This window comes from Citrobacter sp. KTE151 (genome assembly GCF_000398845.1).
Taxonomy (GTDB): Bacteria; Pseudomonadota; Gammaproteobacteria; order Enterobacterales; family Enterobacteriaceae; genus Citrobacter; species Citrobacter braakii.
In genome coordinates this window covers 48,611-64,537 of the sequence record NZ_KB976063.1, presented here as the reverse complement: position 1 = coordinate 64,537, position 15,927 = coordinate 48,611, and the positions used below count along the sequence as shown (strand labels likewise).

Genomic DNA, 15,927 nt, shown 5'->3' with positions numbered 1-15,927 from the left:
TGTTAATCTGGATATAAACAATCACGAATCTTGTGCGTGATTTTTTTATTCATTTGACAAATTCGAGCTTCAGTCAGCCCTAATACCAGCGCGATTTCTTTTAAATTCATATCGTGCTGGTAATACATTGAGAGCACCAGTCCCTCCTTTTCGCTGAGTTGGCTCAGGGCATAACCCAGCATTTCCTGCGTGACGAATTGTTCTTCAAGCCCCCGCCCTTCGAGCGGCGCAATCGGTATATCGCCATTCAGTAATTCATCCAGGCTGGCCAGCGATTCAGCACCTTCCAGCTGTTGATATTCCTGATAATCTTCAGACGACAAACCCAACAGGGAAAGCTCCTCCCATGAGGGTTCATGCCCGAGCTGAGTACGCGCATCACGAATCAAATCTTTAATCTGATGGTATTTTTGTCGTAGCTGACGAGGCCGCCAGTCGAGGCTGCGCAGCTCATCGAGTATGGCTCCGCGGATACGATGGACGGCATAACCGGCAAAGCCCTCATCCGGTTGACCATAGCGACGAATCGCATTCAGCAATCCCATCAGCGCCGTTTGCTCCATATCCTGCCTGTCCATAACGCAGGTACATTGCGGCGCAAGTTGACGCACCACTTTGCGCACCAAAGGAAGATAAGCCTGTAAATAATGGCTCTCTTGCTTTGGCGTTAGCACGGGCGTCGCATTAAAATCTTCTGACTCGTAAGCATCCTGGATCATGTTATTTCCTGGCTTGTCGCTTATTGAAACACGACTTTTTTCACCAATATGTCCTTATACGGTGTCGCCATTTTGCGTTTCGCTAATTCAATTTTCAGATTTTCAAAAACTTTCTTTCTGATATCGGAGATCTTCAGCGCCCGAATCTCTTCATATTTCATATTCGAGAGTTCATCTACCGTAATACTTTGATAGAGCGGTTCGTCTTTCTTAATTTTTTCAGCGTCTTTCTCTGAATCAACGACCATTACCAGCTCTGCCACCATGTATCGGTCTGCCCCTTCACTATCATGAAGCGTAACCACCGTTTCCGGCAGAGAGACAAAAATGCTGCTGCTCTCATCCTGATTTTCTTCGGGTATCTCAGCGGGTTTTGCTGCCTTAGCTGTCGCACCTTTATTCATAAAATGATAAATACCCCATCCAGCCCCACCAGCAATACCCAGTGCAACGACAGAGCTGATCACACACGCAATAACAATTTTCTTCATCTTGCTTTTACACTTTGATCAGAACGGATTCGTTCTGTTGAAATTGAGGTTCGTCGTTAAGCGTTAGCGCCGACGTCACCTCGTCCTGTTGATGACCTGACTGCTGTTGTTGCTGTTGCGATTGTCCCTCGGAAGAGACCTGAACATTCACTTCCATGAAGTTCTGCGCCGTGAGGTGCTGGCGTAAGTTCTCGCTAAATTGCTGCAACGAGCGGCAGACATCGCTCTGATTTGCGCCGATGTGCACCATCAGCTTTCCTGCGTCCAGCTGCACGGCAATTTCCAGTTTGCCCAGCGATGGCGGGTCTAGACGAATGGTCGACACCTGCTGTTGCTGACCCAACTGGAACTGAATTCTGTCTTTGAGCAGCGCGGTGAGCTTCTCGCCGAGCTCCTCTGTTGACAGCGTGGTAGGCGCGGAAACTTGCGTCGACACCACGTTGTGGTCGCTCAGGGCATTTACCGGCTGAGTTCCCTGCGCCGCCGTATTGAGCAAACTTTGCGACGCAAGCGATGGGTTAACCGTTACGCTATCCGTTTTTCTCACCGCCATCGGGCGAGGAACGGCGTGATCCGCTGACTTCACCCGGGCGGAAATTTGCTGTGAGGTCGAAAGCGAGACAGGTTCAGGCGCGATCGCGCGCAGATCCTGGGCGGAGAATGTCGCCAGTTTGGCCTGCTGATCCGGGGTTGCCTGGGGCAAATTCTCGGTGATCGATGCCAGTAACGTTTGCAGCTTTGGCGACAGTGACGATAAATCCGTGGCGTGCTGCTCAGCCGACGGCATGGATTGTTTTCCTTGCCCGGCCATCGCGCTCGCCAGTTGGCGCAAAAGCGCAGACCCCGCCCCCGTAGTTTGCGCCTGCGTCAGCATTTTCAGCATCTCACCGTCAGGCTGCTTCTGCGCCGCCGCAGGCGTTAACGGCTGTGCCGGTTGCGCCAGTAACATCGCCAGCAATGCCTGCATGGCCGCAGGATCTGCATCATCGCGTTGATGCTCAGGCAACGACGCCTGCTGTTGGTTTATTTTTGCGCCGATCAAACGTTCAGCCACCGCGTTAAGCCCGGCCTGCGGTAAAGAAAACGTGCTGCCGCTCGTTGACGTTGTTGGGGCCGAAATAGCCGCTTTTTCCGGTGTGGCCTCTGCCAACGCACTGGCCGAGGCCAGTAATACAGGATTCATGCCTTCTCCGAAATTAAATTAACCATTGAGTACGCCAACATTCCTTCCTGATTTTGCTGATGTTGATCCATGCGCGCTTTGAGTTCTTCCGCACGCTGCGTTCGTCGGGCAATCAGCACCTCAAACGCCGCATGCAGGGTGTCTTTGACCTCTCGCAACGCGGTGGCATCGGTTTCCCAGGCGGCATAGTCATGAAAAACGCGCATCACCTGCTGATGCAGGCCGGGTAATCGGCGCCAACGCTTTCGATCCAGCGCCTCGTTCATCTCTTTTACCAGGGCATAAAGCTGCTGTTGCTGACGCTCTCTTTCCATCGTCTTATCCCAGCTTTGCCGACAGACCTTCCCAGCCTGTGCGTAGATTGGTCAGGATGAGGATTACTTCATCAATTTTTTCCAGCGACAATTCGCCGCTGGCTTCATACAGGCGGTAGACGCAGTGGTCATACAGCCGGGACAAATTCACCACCAACTCGCCGCCCGTTTCAAACTCCAGCGAGCTGGTTAAGGCGTTGAGAATATCGATGCATTTGTTGATGCTTTGCGCCTTGCGCTCATAGCGTTTGTTCTCAATGTGGCTTTTGGCGCGTTCCAGCTCGTCCATCAGCCCCGAAAACAGCACCAGCACCAGCTCTAATGGCGATGCTGCTGCGGTACGCGCAGCAAGATCCATCTCTTTGTATTGCGAATAACCATCCTGCGTGTCGTACATGTTGATTCTCAATCCTTCTGTTAAATCAGCCGGTTACATAAACGCGGCCATGCTCATTTTCATGGAGTACGTTTCCACCAGCGTATTGGTGTACTCTTCCACATAGCGCTCGTAGTTGGTGTTATAGGTTTCAGTCAGCTGATCGCCTTCGTCCTGAATTTTGCTCTGCTGGTTATCAATGTTTTCCTGGCGCAGGGCGATGATGCCGTTGTTGGAATCCAGATAGCTTTCCATCAGGTCGTCCATCTGCGCGACCATGCTGTCCTCCCCGACAAAAATAGCGGTCAAACCGTCCGGGTTTTCTTCCATTGCTTCACTGAACTGAGTGGAGTCAATTTGTAAGTGACCGTCAGAATCCAGCGTGATGCCATAATCAACAATCGACACGCCACCGTAAGACGCGTGAGCAATATCATCCATCTGATTTGCCAGCGAATTCATCCCGGCGTCACCCGCAAAAACCCCGGACGCCGTGTCGTCATCGCCATAGCTGGTCAGTGAATCGATGGTGTCGATCAAGGTGTTGTAGGCATCAACAAAGGTCTGCACTTTAGCCTGCGATCCGCTGGAGTCTTCCGCGACGGTAAAAGTGGTCACATCGTTAGGATCATCAGGATCGCTAACCTCAGAAAAAGTCATCGTCACGCCGGGGATAACATCGTCAAAGGTATTGCTGCTGCTGGTGATCGCAGGGCCATCCTCGTTACCGAGGTGAATAATGGCGTCCTGCGCTTGCGTTATCTGTTGTTCACTGGAGGATTCCGCCGTAGCCAGATCGGTGTTACCCGAAACGCTCACCGAAAAACCGCTTTGCTCACCGGTGGTATCAGAGGTCAGCATGATGGTGGTCGTGCCGTCGGTCTTAACCAATGCCGCCGACACGCCTGGGTTATCGTCCGAGTGATTAATCGCATCAACCAGTTCACTGGCATCAACACAGTTATCGCCATCCTCATCGACCGTAGACAGGTCAATATCCATGGTTGTGCCGTCATCCATGGTTATCTCAAATGAACCCGTCGCGGCGTAAGTATCGTCGCTCATGCTGAACGTGGTTTGTTGCGCCTGCGCTAACTGCGAAACATAAAATGAGTAGGTCCCCGCCTGTGCCTGCGAGTTTGCCGACACCGTATTCGATTCATTATTTGAGGTGGCGGAAAACGTCAGTGGGCCGTCGGTGTCGCTGTTCAGCGCATCGATTGCCGTCTGAAAATCAGTCAACGCGGTACTGAGCGAGTCCAGACCGCTGCTCTCAGCATTCAACTCGTTCTGTTGGTTCTGCAGATTCGTCGCCTGGGTGGCAATATCGGCGTAGGCAAATTGTTGTGCTAATTTTTGGATCGGACTCGTAAAGCTCATAATCAATGACTCCGTGCAACGTTATTTATGTAAAAGCAAAATACATGCCAATAATTTTTATAATTAAAATTCAGTGAGTTAACTTAATGGCGGAAATGATTTTTCCCTTCCCCAGGAAGGTTTCCAGGTAAAAGCCAGGTCGCTGAAAGCACAACACCGCCGGGTGGCGGTGTTGTAAATGACGTTAAGTCAGGAATTACTGCAGCAGGCTGGAAACCATGCTGGACATGCTGTTGGACTGCTTCAGCATGGTGATGCCGGTTTGCATCAGCACCTGTTGCTGGGTCATGTTGGACGCTTCCGTCGCGTAGTCGGTATCCATAATGTTACCGATCGCCACTTCAGTGTTGTCCTGCATGCTGGTCAGGTTCGCTGCGGTATCGTTCAGACGGTTGATAGATGCACCCAGTTTGGACTGGATCTTAGACACGTCGTCCATTGCAGTCTGGATAGTGGTGATCATCTGGTTTGCAGAACCAGAAGCGGTCAGCTCAGTACCACCGGAAATGCCCGTGCTACCCGCAGTCTGGTCAGCAGAGAACGATTTGCTAACATCATCCAGCGCATTAACCAGATCGCCCAGTTGGCTGGAGATATCAACGGTCATGGTGTCAGAAGATTCAGCACCAACCTGGAAGGTTACCGCCCCCTGGAACAGACCGTCTTTGCCGGTGTTGCTGGTACCGGAAACGCCGAACAGGTTGGTGCCGCCGTAAGTGGTGTTCTGCAGCATATCGGACATCTGCTGACCCAGTTCGTCGTATTCGTCCTGCATCGCCTGCAAATCTTCGTCGTTGTAGGTTCCGTTCGCTGCCTGAGTGGACAGGTCTTTCATACGGCCCAGTACGTCGGTCATTTCGTCAAACATGCTGTCTGCAGTCTGCAGCATGGCAGTCGCGTCCTGAATGTTGCTCAGCGCAACGCCCATACCGCTGGACTGCGCAGTAAGGCGGCTGGCAATCTGTTTGCCCGCAGCATCATCTGCAGAAGAGTTAATACGGTTACCTGTCGCCAGACGTTCCATAGAAGTAGACAGTGATGCGCTGCTTTTGTTGATAGCATTAACAGCGGACATTGATGCGGTATTAGTATTAATCGATAACATGGTACTGCTCCTTGGGAATAATCGTTTTCGTTTCGATACTCTGTAAAAACGACCACCCCTTAGGAAAACTTAAAGCGCTGCAGAAAAATTTTTTACGCCTTGCATAACATCGTTAACGCGAGAGATAAAACGTTTCTCACCTCTATTTTAGCTTTCCGTGCTCCTCACCAAAACAATCATCACATAAGGAAGATCTCAATCAAGATTTAATTAAAAGATTATTAGAAATATCTAATAACGACCTGTTCGATTACACATTTGATATGTTAACCTTATGATAAAGATAAGATTATACTTAGATAAAAATGTTTTAAAGCGCCTGGTTATAACTTTATTTTACATTTGGTTGCAAATGCCCTGTATTTTTATATTGTGAGTCTCAGACACTTTCGCTACATTTCCAATCCTCTTTTGCACAGCATAAAAAACACTCAATACCGATTTACCTGCTGTTTCTCAGGCAGAAGACATCTCAATTTCTCCAGAATTTTAATGCACTGATTTTTAACGGTGTGACACCAGGGATATAAAAATCTTGCGCGGGTATAATAAACCATGAGTATTGTAGTCAACAATTGGCGGATGGACGCTTCGCTTAATGCGTTAATCCACTGTGAAACAGGTGAGATACGTCGCCTGGGCGAATACCATTTTATTCTGTTAGAGACATTAGCTAAAAATGCCGATGTTGTTTTATCTCGTTCATTTTTAATGACCGCTGTCTGGAAGAATCGCATCGTCGGTGGAAATAGTCTGCCGACAGCCGTTCACGCCCTGCGCGTCGCTATTGATGATGATGGTAAACAACAAGAAATTATAAAAACCATACCAAAAAAAGGGTATTTGTTTAATAAACTCTATCTAACTGAAATCATTGCTCCTAATGAAAATAAGGTTGATGACCGCGCCAGTGAGGTAACCGAAGAGAATGCTGAGGTAGTTGAAACCCTCGCATCTGAGGAGCAACTGCCATCAACAATAGAAAAAATATCTTTAAATAACAGCTCATTACATGAAGCTAGCAAGAAAAAACTGGCAACCAAACATCATCCTTATCGGGCTGTTCTGATTACCTTGCCCGTTATCGTTGTCGCTCTGTCGCTGTTTGCGCTGATCTCATATTTTAAAGCGCCATCAGCCACTAAAACGGAAGAAACTCCACAACTGGTTAAAGAAACGCTTGAAAATGCCAACCGTATTACGGTCTATCAACTTTACGATCCAGGTGAGAATAAGAAATCATTATCGCTTGTTTCAAAACATATTCTTCCTGGTATAGAGCAAATCAATCAACTGTTGGTCGCGCATAGCGCCTCGATGACCCTTTATTATCGGGTCTCGTTGAACAAACTCGCACTTGATATTGTGATGAGCAATCAATGCAATGATAGCTGGCAGTTAGCACTAAGCTTTGATAACTGGCTAAATAAAGATAACGAAATGAATGGTATTTTAATTAAAGAAGTGGAGAAAATGTTAAATGAAATGCCAAAATGCAAATAATTACGCTTTTTATATCCTGGCTATTTCCTCCCTATTTTTTAGTTTTCTGGCCCATGCCCATATTGAACATACGGTTATTGCCTATTATGATCTTAACGCCGGAAGGAATGCACATTACCAACTTATTTTAAGCCCACAACACAAGGATACGGCCCTTACGCTCATCCCTTTGGAACATAATAACCAGGTTCCTTCGGTATTCGAGATCTCCACTTGCCTTAATCGTTCTACAGAATCATCTCAACAAGGTGAGCTTCATTTTAGCGATGCGAAAGCGGATAATAACGATCTCCGCTTATCCAATTTCAGTTCCTTTATTGTTGAGCATAACCTTCATACGTGGTGGATTCATTTAAACCCGCAGCAAAATTTGCTCTTCACTCAGGATGTAGGAGGCCTGTTAATCACAGACCCCTCGGCATTTACCTTTTCGACAACATCTTGTCAGCAGAATTAACTTAATAAGCTACGGACAGTCTGGCTGGAAAGCCGGGCTTGTCCGTTGACCGCCTGGGCTAAAACCTGATAATTGTGATTAGCATGATCCAGTACCCCGCCCAGTGATTCAGATGCTTTAACCGCACTTTCTGCCTGTGGAAAACGCGCCATACCGTCAATCAGCTGCCGGGCCTTCTCCTGCTGCGCGGCCATTTGCGCGCGCTGATCGCCAATCGCATCCAGCGCCTGCTGTAACCCATCCTGAGTGCGGGAACTGCCCTGCGCGATATGTTGCAGAAGCTCATCTGAACGAGAGGGATCGGCAAATGTCTTTAGCAGAGTAAACGCCGAGGACTTCGCGTCAACATCACGTACGCTCAGGGTTTGTTGGATCTGCTGCCATTGCTTCTCCGTCGTGGAAAAGCTCAGCGCCCCCTGCTGATCGTGCACCTGTACACCGACACGGCGCAGCGCGTTGCTCATCATCATTTTGTATTGACCAGGATCCAGGTCCTCGCCTACCACCACCGCAGAGTGCTGCGTCTGCCGCCCGTCAGAAACACTGAACATGCGTGAACTTATCGCGTTTTTTTGCAGCATCTGCGCCAGTTCAGGCGAGTGAAAAGTGACGCGTGCCTCACCCTGTAAAACCGGACGCAACTGCCTGTCGACCGCATCACCGGACAATGTTGGCCGTTTTTCCAGCCACTGAGTTAGTTCAGCCCCCTTCTGCTGCAGCGTCTGTCCGCCGCGGCGAGAGGCGTGACGAAAGTCCAGCAAATGCTGCTCCAGTTGCCCCAGGTAGTGGTCAGCTTGCTGCAGCGTGGTAAGCTGATCGTTAAGCTGCACGCTGTAGCGCTGAGGCCGGGTAGTAATAAGGGGTGAGGCCGGGTAATCACTCGCCGTTGCGGGTAACTTTTGACGGACAGGGGCATTCTGCGCAACGGTATGCTGCTGCACAGAAGGATTAAGCGCTCCGCTACCGGAGAGTGATGTTGTATTTAAACCGACCTGCATACTATTCCTGAGCTACTGCTAACTGTTAAATCACACTGAAAAGGTTTAACTCACTCACTTTGGAGTAGGTTTTTAAAGTGGCTTCCATCGCCATTTCCAGACCGGTAAAGGTAATGGAGGCTGGGCCATAATCCAGATCGCTCAACTGACTGATAAGCTGATCGTTGGAGGTAGTGATATCCGTCTGAGCACTGCTCAGCATGCTCATCGTATTCTGCGTTTCACCAATGGTGGCTATAGAAGCGTTGAGCGCGTCTGAGGCCACATCCACCGTATCAATGGCATTTTGAATATCGCTTTGCACCTGTGGATCGGCAGGGTCAACCGACGGATCCTGTAATTCTTTCGACAACGACGTCAGAGTGTTCAGAACGTCGAGGCTATCGCCGAAGAAATCGCTGACTGCCACATTGGTATCAACCTCAACGCCATTGGACACCGTGGTCTGGCGATGATCGTCGTTACCCTGATAGGTATAACTGTCAGTCACCCCGTCACCGTCCGCATCTACCGCGACAATGGGCGGTTGATCGTTCACCGTCCCGCCAAACACATAGTGACCGTCTTCATCCTGATAATTCAGCGCCGAGACCATCGCTTCGGTCATCGACTGAATATCCTGCCCCAGGCTGGATAACGACTCGGCGGTGTTGGTGCCGTTGGCGGCCTCCAGCAGATCGTCGCGAATCGCTAACAGATCGTTATTCACGCCATCCAGAATAGACTCCTGCTGGCTCATCCCCGCCGAGGCGGAATCAATATTAGTTTGATACTGATCGAGAGCCGATTGCTGGCGGTTAAGCTGGGTGATTCGTGTCGCAGCGATAGGATCGTCTGACGGCAGCAGAATACTTTTCCCTGTCGCCATCTGCGTGACAACGTGGGAAAGATCGCTGGAAAGGTCGTTAAAACTCTTCGTCATAGACACATAGGATTGTTGGGTAGACACGCGCATGATAATAGCCCTCCAGATTAACTACACATTTCCAACACAGAGTCGAAAATATCTGCGCCCGTTGAGATAACTTTGAGGTTGGCCTCGTAAATTTGCTGGTAGGTAATGAGGTTCACCGCTTCTTCATCCATGCTGACGCCGCTGACGCTGCTCTGCTGGTTCTGTGCTTCGGAGTACACGTTCGCCGCCGCTTGCGCTTCCGTCTGGTTTTGCTGGCTGTAAATACCGATGTTACTGATGATTGATGAACAGGCTTCGCCCACGGTTACGCTACCAAGCCCCTCGATATCCAACGGTTCGGTTGAGAGGTTGATCAGCGCCTGCAGGTTATCGCTGTTGCCGCTTTCATCCGGCGAACTGGAAAACGCCAGCTCATCGGCGGTGATATCGGGGTTCACTTCCAGCGGGCCATCCGAGGAGTTTTCGTCATAAATAAACAGCGGCTCGCCGGGATTTCCGTTCAGGTCGTAGCCCTGCGCCAGTTGGGTGTTAACCGCATCGGCAAACTGCTCTGCCATACTGTTAATCGTCCCCGTCAGTGGCGTCAGTACCTCATTCTGATAATCAAACAGCGCGCCCAGCGAGCCGCCGGTATCGGTGTTCATGGATGACGTGGTTCCGGCGAACGTCAGCGACATGCTCTGCGTGCCGTCGGCGTTGGTCTCCAGTTCGAGGGTGGAACTCTCTTGCCCGCTCACCAACGGCTGACCGTTTTGCAGCGTGACGTTGTAGTTACCTTCATCATCAATATTGACCTGAACATCCATGATGCCGCTCAGTTCTTCCACCATCTGGTCGCGGGCATCGTAGAGCGCAGACGCGTTATCCCCGTTGGCTTCGGCTTCAGTGATCTGCTGGTTGTAGCTGGCAATACCGCTGGTAAGCGTATTCACCTGCGCCACCATCGCCTGCTCCTGACTAACGATTTCACTGCTTTGCGAATCGATATAATCGAGGGTGTTATCCACGCGCAGCGCCAGCGCGCCGGACTCGCTGATCACCTGCTCACGCAGAGCGGAGTCATCCGGGCTGGTGGTGGCTTCGTTTAGCGCGGCAAAAAAGTTGTCAAAGCCGCCGCTCAGGCTGCTGTTATCATCGCTGAGCACGGTTTCCAGTTGAGTTAAATACGTCTGCTGGGTGTTGTAATAGCCGTAATCGCTGGCGGCATACCAGACCTGGTTCACCTGATACTGGTTGGATACCCGGCGAATACTGTCCACCTGCACACCGTTACCCGCGCTGTTCGCCGAGCCTGAGCTGGCGCCAATGGTACTGGTGATGGCCACCTGCCGGGTATAACCGTCGGTCATGGCGTTCGCCGTGTTTTGCGCGGTTACGTTAAGCTCCACCTGCGCAGTTGATGCGCCGCTGTAGCCAATGTTAATCATGTCCATCAAAGAGTCCTCGCCGGTCAGTTCCCCGGTCTGTCGTTAACAACCTTGCCGATTAAAAGCGGCGAAAAAACCTCAGTTCTTAAGCCGCCGCGCAACCTTTATCCTTTGTGATGCGGGGAGAGCTGTTTAACGATCATCGCCGCAATCCCAATACCGTGCTGCTGGGCCAGGCTGTTGCATAACTGATCGTCGTAAAACCCCTGCATCATGCGCACCGAGTCGCTGTTAAACGGGTTATCTTTGGAGTCGAAGATCTCATTGGTTTTACGCATTTCTTTCAGCATGTTGCGTAAGAAAATGGCTTCAAACTGCTGGGCGGCTTTCTGCAAATCGTTATCTTTAATTTTCGGGCCCATTAACGCATCGCTACCGTCAATGCCCCCGCTATGATTCACTTTGATGTCGGCCATTAAATGACCTCCAGATCGGCATCCAGTGCCCCGGCTTCATGCAGGGCCTGTAAAATGGACATAATGTCGTCCGGCGTGGCCCCGAGACTGTTGAGCGCATTAACCAGCGTTTTCAGGCTGCTGGATTCAGGCAACGTAATCATCCCCGGTCGGGCGTGATTCACCGAAATATTACTCTGCGGCGTCACCGCCGTACGACCGCCGGCAAAGGCATTCGGCTGGCTGACGTTGCTGCTTTCATTGATGGAAACCGTCAGGCTGCCATGCGATACCGCCGCCGCGTGCAGGGCAATGCCATCCCCCATCACCACCGTGCCAGTACGCGAGTTAAACACCACGCGGGCGCGTACTTTTTCTGCCTGAACCTGGACGTCATCTAACTGAGACATAAAGGCAACGCGCGCCCCTGGGCTGGTTGGCGCGCGGACGCTGACGTTGGTCGAGCTTTGTGCCGTAGCAATGCCGCCAAACGAGGCGTTGATCGCCGCCGCAATGTTATTGGCATCTTTAAAGGAGGGACGTTTCAGATTAAGCGTAATGGTGTCACCCATCTGGAAATCACTGGGAATTTCACGTTCGACCGACGCGCCATTCGGTATCAGTCCGGCAGTGGGGGTATTCACGGTCACGCTGGAGCCGCTAGCCCCGGTCGCGTTCATCCCGCCCACCACCACGCTTCCTTGTGCAAGGGCATAAACCTCCCCATCTGCGCCATGTAGCTGGGTAAGCAATAACGTACCGCCGCGCAGGCTTTTGGCATCGCCAATCGACGAGACCGTGACATCAATGGTCTGCCCACGCGAGTACATTGGCGGCAGCATCGCGCTGACCGCTACCGCCGCGACGTTTTTCACCTTCGGATCGATTTTACCCGGCAGCTGTACCCCGAACTGGCGCAGCATGTTGGTAATAGTTTGGTTCGTGAATTTGACCTGGTTTTTATCCCCGGTTCCGTCCAGCCCCACCACCAGGCTGTAGCCAACAAGTTGGTTTTCCCTGATCCCCTGGACGTTGACCAGCGACTCCAGAGATTGCGCCTGCGTAGTGCCGGGCAGCACCAGGCTCAGGGCGATAACGATGCCGTTTAACGCCTTCATCCAGCGCCCGCTTATGTGTTGCATATTAAAATCCTGCATTAGATCGGGAAGAGAGGATGGTTAAACAGACGCGTCAGCCAGCCCGCCGCATTGGCATCGCTCAATGCACCACGGCCCGCATAAGAGATACGCGCATCGGCAATGCGCTGCGATGAGACGGAGTTGTCGTTTTGAATATCATCGGCGCGCACCAGACCACTCAGGCGAATGTACTCATCCCCCTGGTTGAGGGTGAGCCATTTTTCACCGCGAATTTCCAGAATGCCGTTCGACTGTACCGAGTGCACCGACACCGTAATTTCGCCACGCAAACTGTTTTGCTGCTGCGAGGTCGCCGTCCCGTTGAAGTCGCGATTGGCGTCCACGGAAGCGGAAAGATTATCTTTGGTATGCCCAAAAAGAGTCGGTGCGCCGATATCAACGGTATTGTTCTTGCCGAAATTGGTTTTCGCCTGTTTGCTCGACTGGGTGGATTCTTCCAGCATCACGGTCAGGATGTCGCCCACCCGATAGGCGCGGCGGTCTGCCGTCAGCGACCACTTGTAACCCGTTTCGAACACTCCTCCCGCGCGACCATCCGCCGTTGGCGGCAACTCGGTTTTGGGAGGAGCAAAGAATTCGTCATTTTTTTTGACCAGGAGGGCCTGCGATTCGCACCCGCTTAACAGGGGCAGCAGTACCACCAGCCAGAGATAATTTTTCACGTTCTGCCTGTTTACTTTAAATTTGCCGGATAAGGCGAAGCCGATATCCGGCATTTCACATTCTTGAATTACAGCGTCTGACTAATAAACTGCAGCATATCGTCTGCCGCAGAGACCATTTTGGCGTTCATCTCATAGGCGCGCTGCACGTTAATCATCGCCACCATTTCGTTGACAATATCCACATTCGAGCCTTCCAGCGCGCTGTCCTGCAAGGTGCCCAGACCATCTTCCCCCGGAATACCTTCCGTCGGTTGACCGCTGGCTGCCGTTTCCAGATACAGGTTGTCGCCTTCGGCTGAAAGCCCCGCCGGGTTGGCGAAATTCACCAGCGTCAGTTGCCCCAGTTCGGTCGGATCGCTGTCGCCGGGCAGGATCGCCGTCACGGTGCCATCTTCGCCAAATGCCACGTTGGTCGCGCCAGCGGGAACATCAATTTCCGGTTGCAGCGGCAAGCCCTGGGCGTTGGTTAGCACGCCGTCGGCGTTAATCTGCATATTGCCGTCACGGGTATACGCAATATCCCCGTTGGCCTTTTGCACCTGCCAGAATCCCTGCCCCATGATGGCCACGTTCATCGCATTGTCGGTGGTTTCCACATTCCCTTCGGTGAAGGTTTTTTGGGTTCCAACGATGCGCACACCGCTACCGAACTGCATTCCGGTCGGCATGATGTTGTTTTGATCGAGCATGGCGCCCGGTGCTTCCTGAGTCTGATAGAACAGATCAGCAAACATCACGCGGTCACGCTTAAAGCCCGTGGTATTGACGTTGGCGATGTTGTTGGCAATCGCACTCATCTCAGCATCCTGCGCCGACAGGCCGGTTTTACTGATCCATAACGCTGCGTTCATAAAACTTTATCCCTGATTAAAGGCTACGACTCAGGAGCCGCGTAGCAGCCTGTTGCCGGAGTCGCTGAGATCTTCAGCGGTTTTCATCATTTTGATTTGCGCTTCAAACTGACGGTTCATCGCAATGGACGACATCATTTCGCTCACCGCAGACACGTTACTGCCTTCCAGAAAGCCGCCGCTTACTTTGATGTTTTCATCGCGCTGGGCCGGTACGCCATCCGCCGTCACCAGCATTCCCTCGCTGTTTTTCGCCAGATTGGCGACCGGGATATCCACCAGCTTCAGCCGATCGATATCCATCGTGGCGGTAACATCACCGTCGTCAGGCGTAACCGAGAGCGTGCCGTCGCTACCGAAAGAGGCAATCGCGTTCGGCGGCAATATAATCGGGCCGTTATCTCCGAGCACCACGTTACCGTCGATGGTCAGCTGACCCTGATCGTCTTGCTGAATATTGCCGTTGCGGGTATAGACCTCGTTTCCGGCTTTATCCTGCACGGCGATATAGCCCGTCCCCTGAATGGCGACGTCCAGCGGGCGCTCGGTTTTTTCCGCCACGCCGGTGCTGTCATTGACGCCGCTGGGACTTTCCTTCGCCATAAAACGCGTATCAAAACCACCGCCCTTCACTTTGTCATTACTCGCCATCGCCATATCCGCGCGAAAACCATTGGTGTTGACGTTGGCGAGGTTGTTGGCGCTAATTTGCTGCTCTTGCAACGTCTGGGTGGCGCCGCTCAGCGCGGTATAAATCAACCGATCCATTTCTTAGCCTTACATCGCCTGGAAGAGAGCCTGATCCAACTGCGTACTGGTGGAAATCACCTTGGTGTTCGCCTGGTAGTTACGCTGGGCGGTCATGAGATTGACCAGTTCGTTGGTGATATCCACGTTGGAGCTTTCGAGCATGCCAGAGGAGAGCGTGCCGCAGGAGCCGGAGCCGGGCGTGCCTATCAGCGGCGTACCGGATTCGCCCGTCTGTACCCAGCCAGTACCGCTCACTGCTTCCAGTCCGTTCTCATCCGGGAAGGTGGCGAGTACAACCTGGCCCTGCAGCATGCGCTCACCGTTGCTGTAGGTGGCGTACACTTTACCGTCGTCATCCACCTGCACGCCGTTTTGTGTCGCAGAGGCATAACCGGTGGCGGCGTTGGTGGTGACCGAGAAATCAGAGCCGTACTGAGTACAATCGGAGTAGTCAATCGTCATTGAAATCGGTGCGGCTTCATCGGTGGTGAAGGTGATGGTTTGCGGTGTGGTTGGAGCCGTCAGCTTGCCGGTATTTGGGTCGAAGGTCAGCGTAGTCGGCGGTACACCGCTCTGCGCTTCACCATCAAAGGTGTATTGCACTTCCCAGGTGTTATCCGCCGTTTTAGTAAAGTACTGGCTAACCGAGTGCTCATTACCCAGCGAGTCATACACGGTGGTGGTGTAGCTGTCGGTGTAGGTATCGCTGTTGTTGGCATCAAACGGCACGGTTGCGCGATCGATTGTTTCATCACTGGCGTCAAAGTTTGCCGTGAAGGTCATGCTGTCTGTGGCCTGCGCCGGGATGTTGCCGGTTTTAATCTGGATATCGGTAACGGTACCGGTTTGCAGCGTGCCGCTGTCATCAACCGGATAGCCCTGCAGGTAATCGCCGGACGCATTGACGATATAGCCGTTTTTGTCCGTCACGAAGGAACCCGCGCGGGTATAGGAGATGTTCCCGGCGCTGTCACACATAACAAAAAAACCATCGTCGTTGATCGCCAGATCCAGCGCATTACCGGTTGAAACCATAGAGCCGCCGGTGGAGATGCTTTGTGCCGAACCCGCCACGCTCACGCCCATCGCCTGCGTTCCGGCATACATGGCGGAGAACTGGGTGGTCATCGATTTATACCCGACCGTCCCGGAGTTTGCGATGTTGTTACTGATGCCATCAAGCTGTTCGTTGACGGCGTTCAGTCCCGTCGCTGCAATTTCATAACTCATTGTTTCT

The 15,927-nt window shown here is 51.9% G+C and carries 18 protein-coding genes; 2 read left to right on the top strand and 16 right to left on the bottom strand.

The window, feature by feature from the left end:
• Nucleotides 1-2: 2 nt before the first annotated feature.
• The 7 genes from WC7_RS20825 to lafA form a co-directional block, all read right to left on the bottom strand.
• Complete coding sequence (locus WC7_RS20825; RefSeq protein ID WP_016151858.1) at nucleotides 3-719, bottom strand: FliA/WhiG family RNA polymerase sigma factor; 717 nt, start codon at nucleotides 717-719, stop codon at nucleotides 3-5.
• Between the two features lie 20 nt (nucleotides 720-739).
• A complete protein-coding gene (fliL, locus tag WC7_RS20830; RefSeq protein WP_016151857.1) occupies nucleotides 740-1,210 on the bottom strand; it encodes a flagellar basal body-associated FliL family protein in 471 nt (156 codons plus the stop codon).
• Between the two features lie 7 nt (nucleotides 1,211-1,217).
• Nucleotides 1,218-2,393 (bottom strand): flagellar hook-length control protein FliK, encoded by a 1,176-nt coding sequence (locus WC7_RS20835; protein ID WP_016151856.1) that lies wholly within the window; start codon nucleotides 2,391-2,393, stop codon nucleotides 1,218-1,220.
• Nucleotides 2,390-2,707 (bottom strand): hypothetical protein, encoded by a 318-nt coding sequence (locus WC7_RS20840; RefSeq protein ID WP_016151855.1) that lies wholly within the window; start codon nucleotides 2,705-2,707, stop codon nucleotides 2,390-2,392. Before WC7_RS20840 ends, WC7_RS20835 begins: the two co-directional genes overlap by 4 nt.
• A 4-nt stretch (nucleotides 2,708-2,711) precedes the next feature.
• Nucleotides 2,712-3,104: a flagellar export chaperone FliS gene (gene fliS, locus WC7_RS20845; protein WP_003843794.1), complete on the bottom strand. Its 393-nt coding sequence runs from the start codon at nucleotides 3,102-3,104 to the stop codon at nucleotides 2,712-2,714.
• A gap of 33 nt (nucleotides 3,105-3,137) precedes the next feature.
• Nucleotides 3,138-4,463, bottom strand: a complete 1,326-nt coding sequence (fliD, locus tag WC7_RS20850; protein WP_016151854.1) for a flagellar filament capping protein FliD — start codon at nucleotides 4,461-4,463, stop codon at nucleotides 3,138-3,140.
• Nucleotides 4,464-4,659: 196 nt separating this feature from the next.
• Nucleotides 4,660-5,568, bottom strand: a complete 909-nt coding sequence (gene lafA / locus WC7_RS20855) for a lateral flagellin LafA (protein WP_016151853.1) — start codon at nucleotides 5,566-5,568, stop codon at nucleotides 4,660-4,662.
• Nucleotides 5,569-6,123: 555 nt separating this feature from the next.
• On the opposite strand from lafA, the gene WC7_RS20860 reads away from it, so the two are divergent.
• Nucleotides 6,124-7,071 carry a transcriptional regulator gene (locus tag WC7_RS20860; RefSeq protein WP_016151852.1) on the top strand — a complete coding sequence of 316 codons (948 nt, stop codon included), beginning with the start codon at nucleotides 6,124-6,126 and terminating at the stop codon, nucleotides 7,069-7,071.
• The gene (locus WC7_RS20865) at nucleotides 7,049-7,528 is read left to right on the top strand and encodes a hypothetical protein (RefSeq protein WP_016151851.1); all 480 of its coding nucleotides are present in this window, start codon (nucleotides 7,049-7,051) and stop codon (nucleotides 7,526-7,528) included. Before WC7_RS20860 ends, WC7_RS20865 begins: the two co-directional genes overlap by 23 nt.
• Here the strand turns inward: WC7_RS20865 and WC7_RS20870 are convergent.
• The 9 genes from WC7_RS20870 to flgE all read right to left on the bottom strand — a co-directional run bounded on the left by WC7_RS20870 (nucleotide 7,525) and on the right by flgE (nucleotide 15,920).
• Nucleotides 7,525-8,526 carry a hypothetical protein gene (locus WC7_RS20870; RefSeq protein ID WP_016151850.1) on the bottom strand — a complete coding sequence of 334 codons (1,002 nt, stop codon included), beginning with the start codon at nucleotides 8,524-8,526 and terminating at the stop codon, nucleotides 7,525-7,527. The two genes, WC7_RS20865 and WC7_RS20870, sit on opposite strands and share 4 nt — an antisense overlap.
• Nucleotides 8,527-8,551: 25 nt before the next feature.
• Nucleotides 8,552-9,481: a flagellar hook-associated protein FlgL gene (flgL, locus tag WC7_RS20875; RefSeq protein WP_016151849.1), complete on the bottom strand. Its 930-nt coding sequence runs from the start codon at nucleotides 9,479-9,481 to the stop codon at nucleotides 8,552-8,554.
• 17 nt (nucleotides 9,482-9,498) lie between these two features.
• The gene (gene flgK, locus WC7_RS20880; RefSeq protein WP_016151848.1) at nucleotides 9,499-10,875 is read right to left on the bottom strand and encodes a flagellar hook-associated protein FlgK; all 1,377 of its coding nucleotides are present in this window, start codon (nucleotides 10,873-10,875) and stop codon (nucleotides 9,499-9,501) included.
• A 98-nt stretch (nucleotides 10,876-10,973) separates the two neighbouring features.
• Nucleotides 10,974-11,276, bottom strand: coding sequence for a rod-binding protein (locus tag WC7_RS20885; RefSeq protein ID WP_029139422.1), 303 nt, complete (start codon nucleotides 11,274-11,276; stop codon nucleotides 10,974-10,976).
• An 8-nt stretch (nucleotides 11,277-11,284) separates the two neighbouring features.
• A complete protein-coding gene (locus tag WC7_RS20890; protein ID WP_016151847.1) occupies nucleotides 11,285-12,406 on the bottom strand; it encodes a flagellar basal body P-ring protein FlgI in 1,122 nt (373 codons plus the stop codon).
• 14 nt (nucleotides 12,407-12,420) lie between these two features.
• Nucleotides 12,421-13,086 (bottom strand): flagellar basal body L-ring protein FlgH, encoded by a 666-nt coding sequence (flgH, locus tag WC7_RS20895; protein ID WP_029139421.1) that lies wholly within the window; start codon nucleotides 13,084-13,086, stop codon nucleotides 12,421-12,423.
• Between the two features lie 68 nt (nucleotides 13,087-13,154).
• Nucleotides 13,155-13,940, bottom strand: coding sequence for a flagellar basal-body rod protein FlgG (gene flgG, locus WC7_RS20900; RefSeq protein WP_016151845.1), 786 nt, complete (start codon nucleotides 13,938-13,940; stop codon nucleotides 13,155-13,157).
• A gap of 30 nt (nucleotides 13,941-13,970) precedes the next feature.
• A complete protein-coding gene (locus WC7_RS20905; protein WP_016151844.1) occupies nucleotides 13,971-14,708 on the bottom strand; it encodes a flagellar basal body rod protein FlgF in 738 nt (245 codons plus the stop codon).
• Between the two features lie 9 nt (nucleotides 14,709-14,717).
• Nucleotides 14,718-15,920 carry a flagellar hook protein FlgE gene (flgE, locus tag WC7_RS20910; RefSeq protein WP_016151843.1) on the bottom strand — a complete coding sequence of 401 codons (1,203 nt, stop codon included), beginning with the start codon at nucleotides 15,918-15,920 and terminating at the stop codon, nucleotides 14,718-14,720.
• Nucleotides 15,921-15,927: the final 7 nt, after the last annotated feature.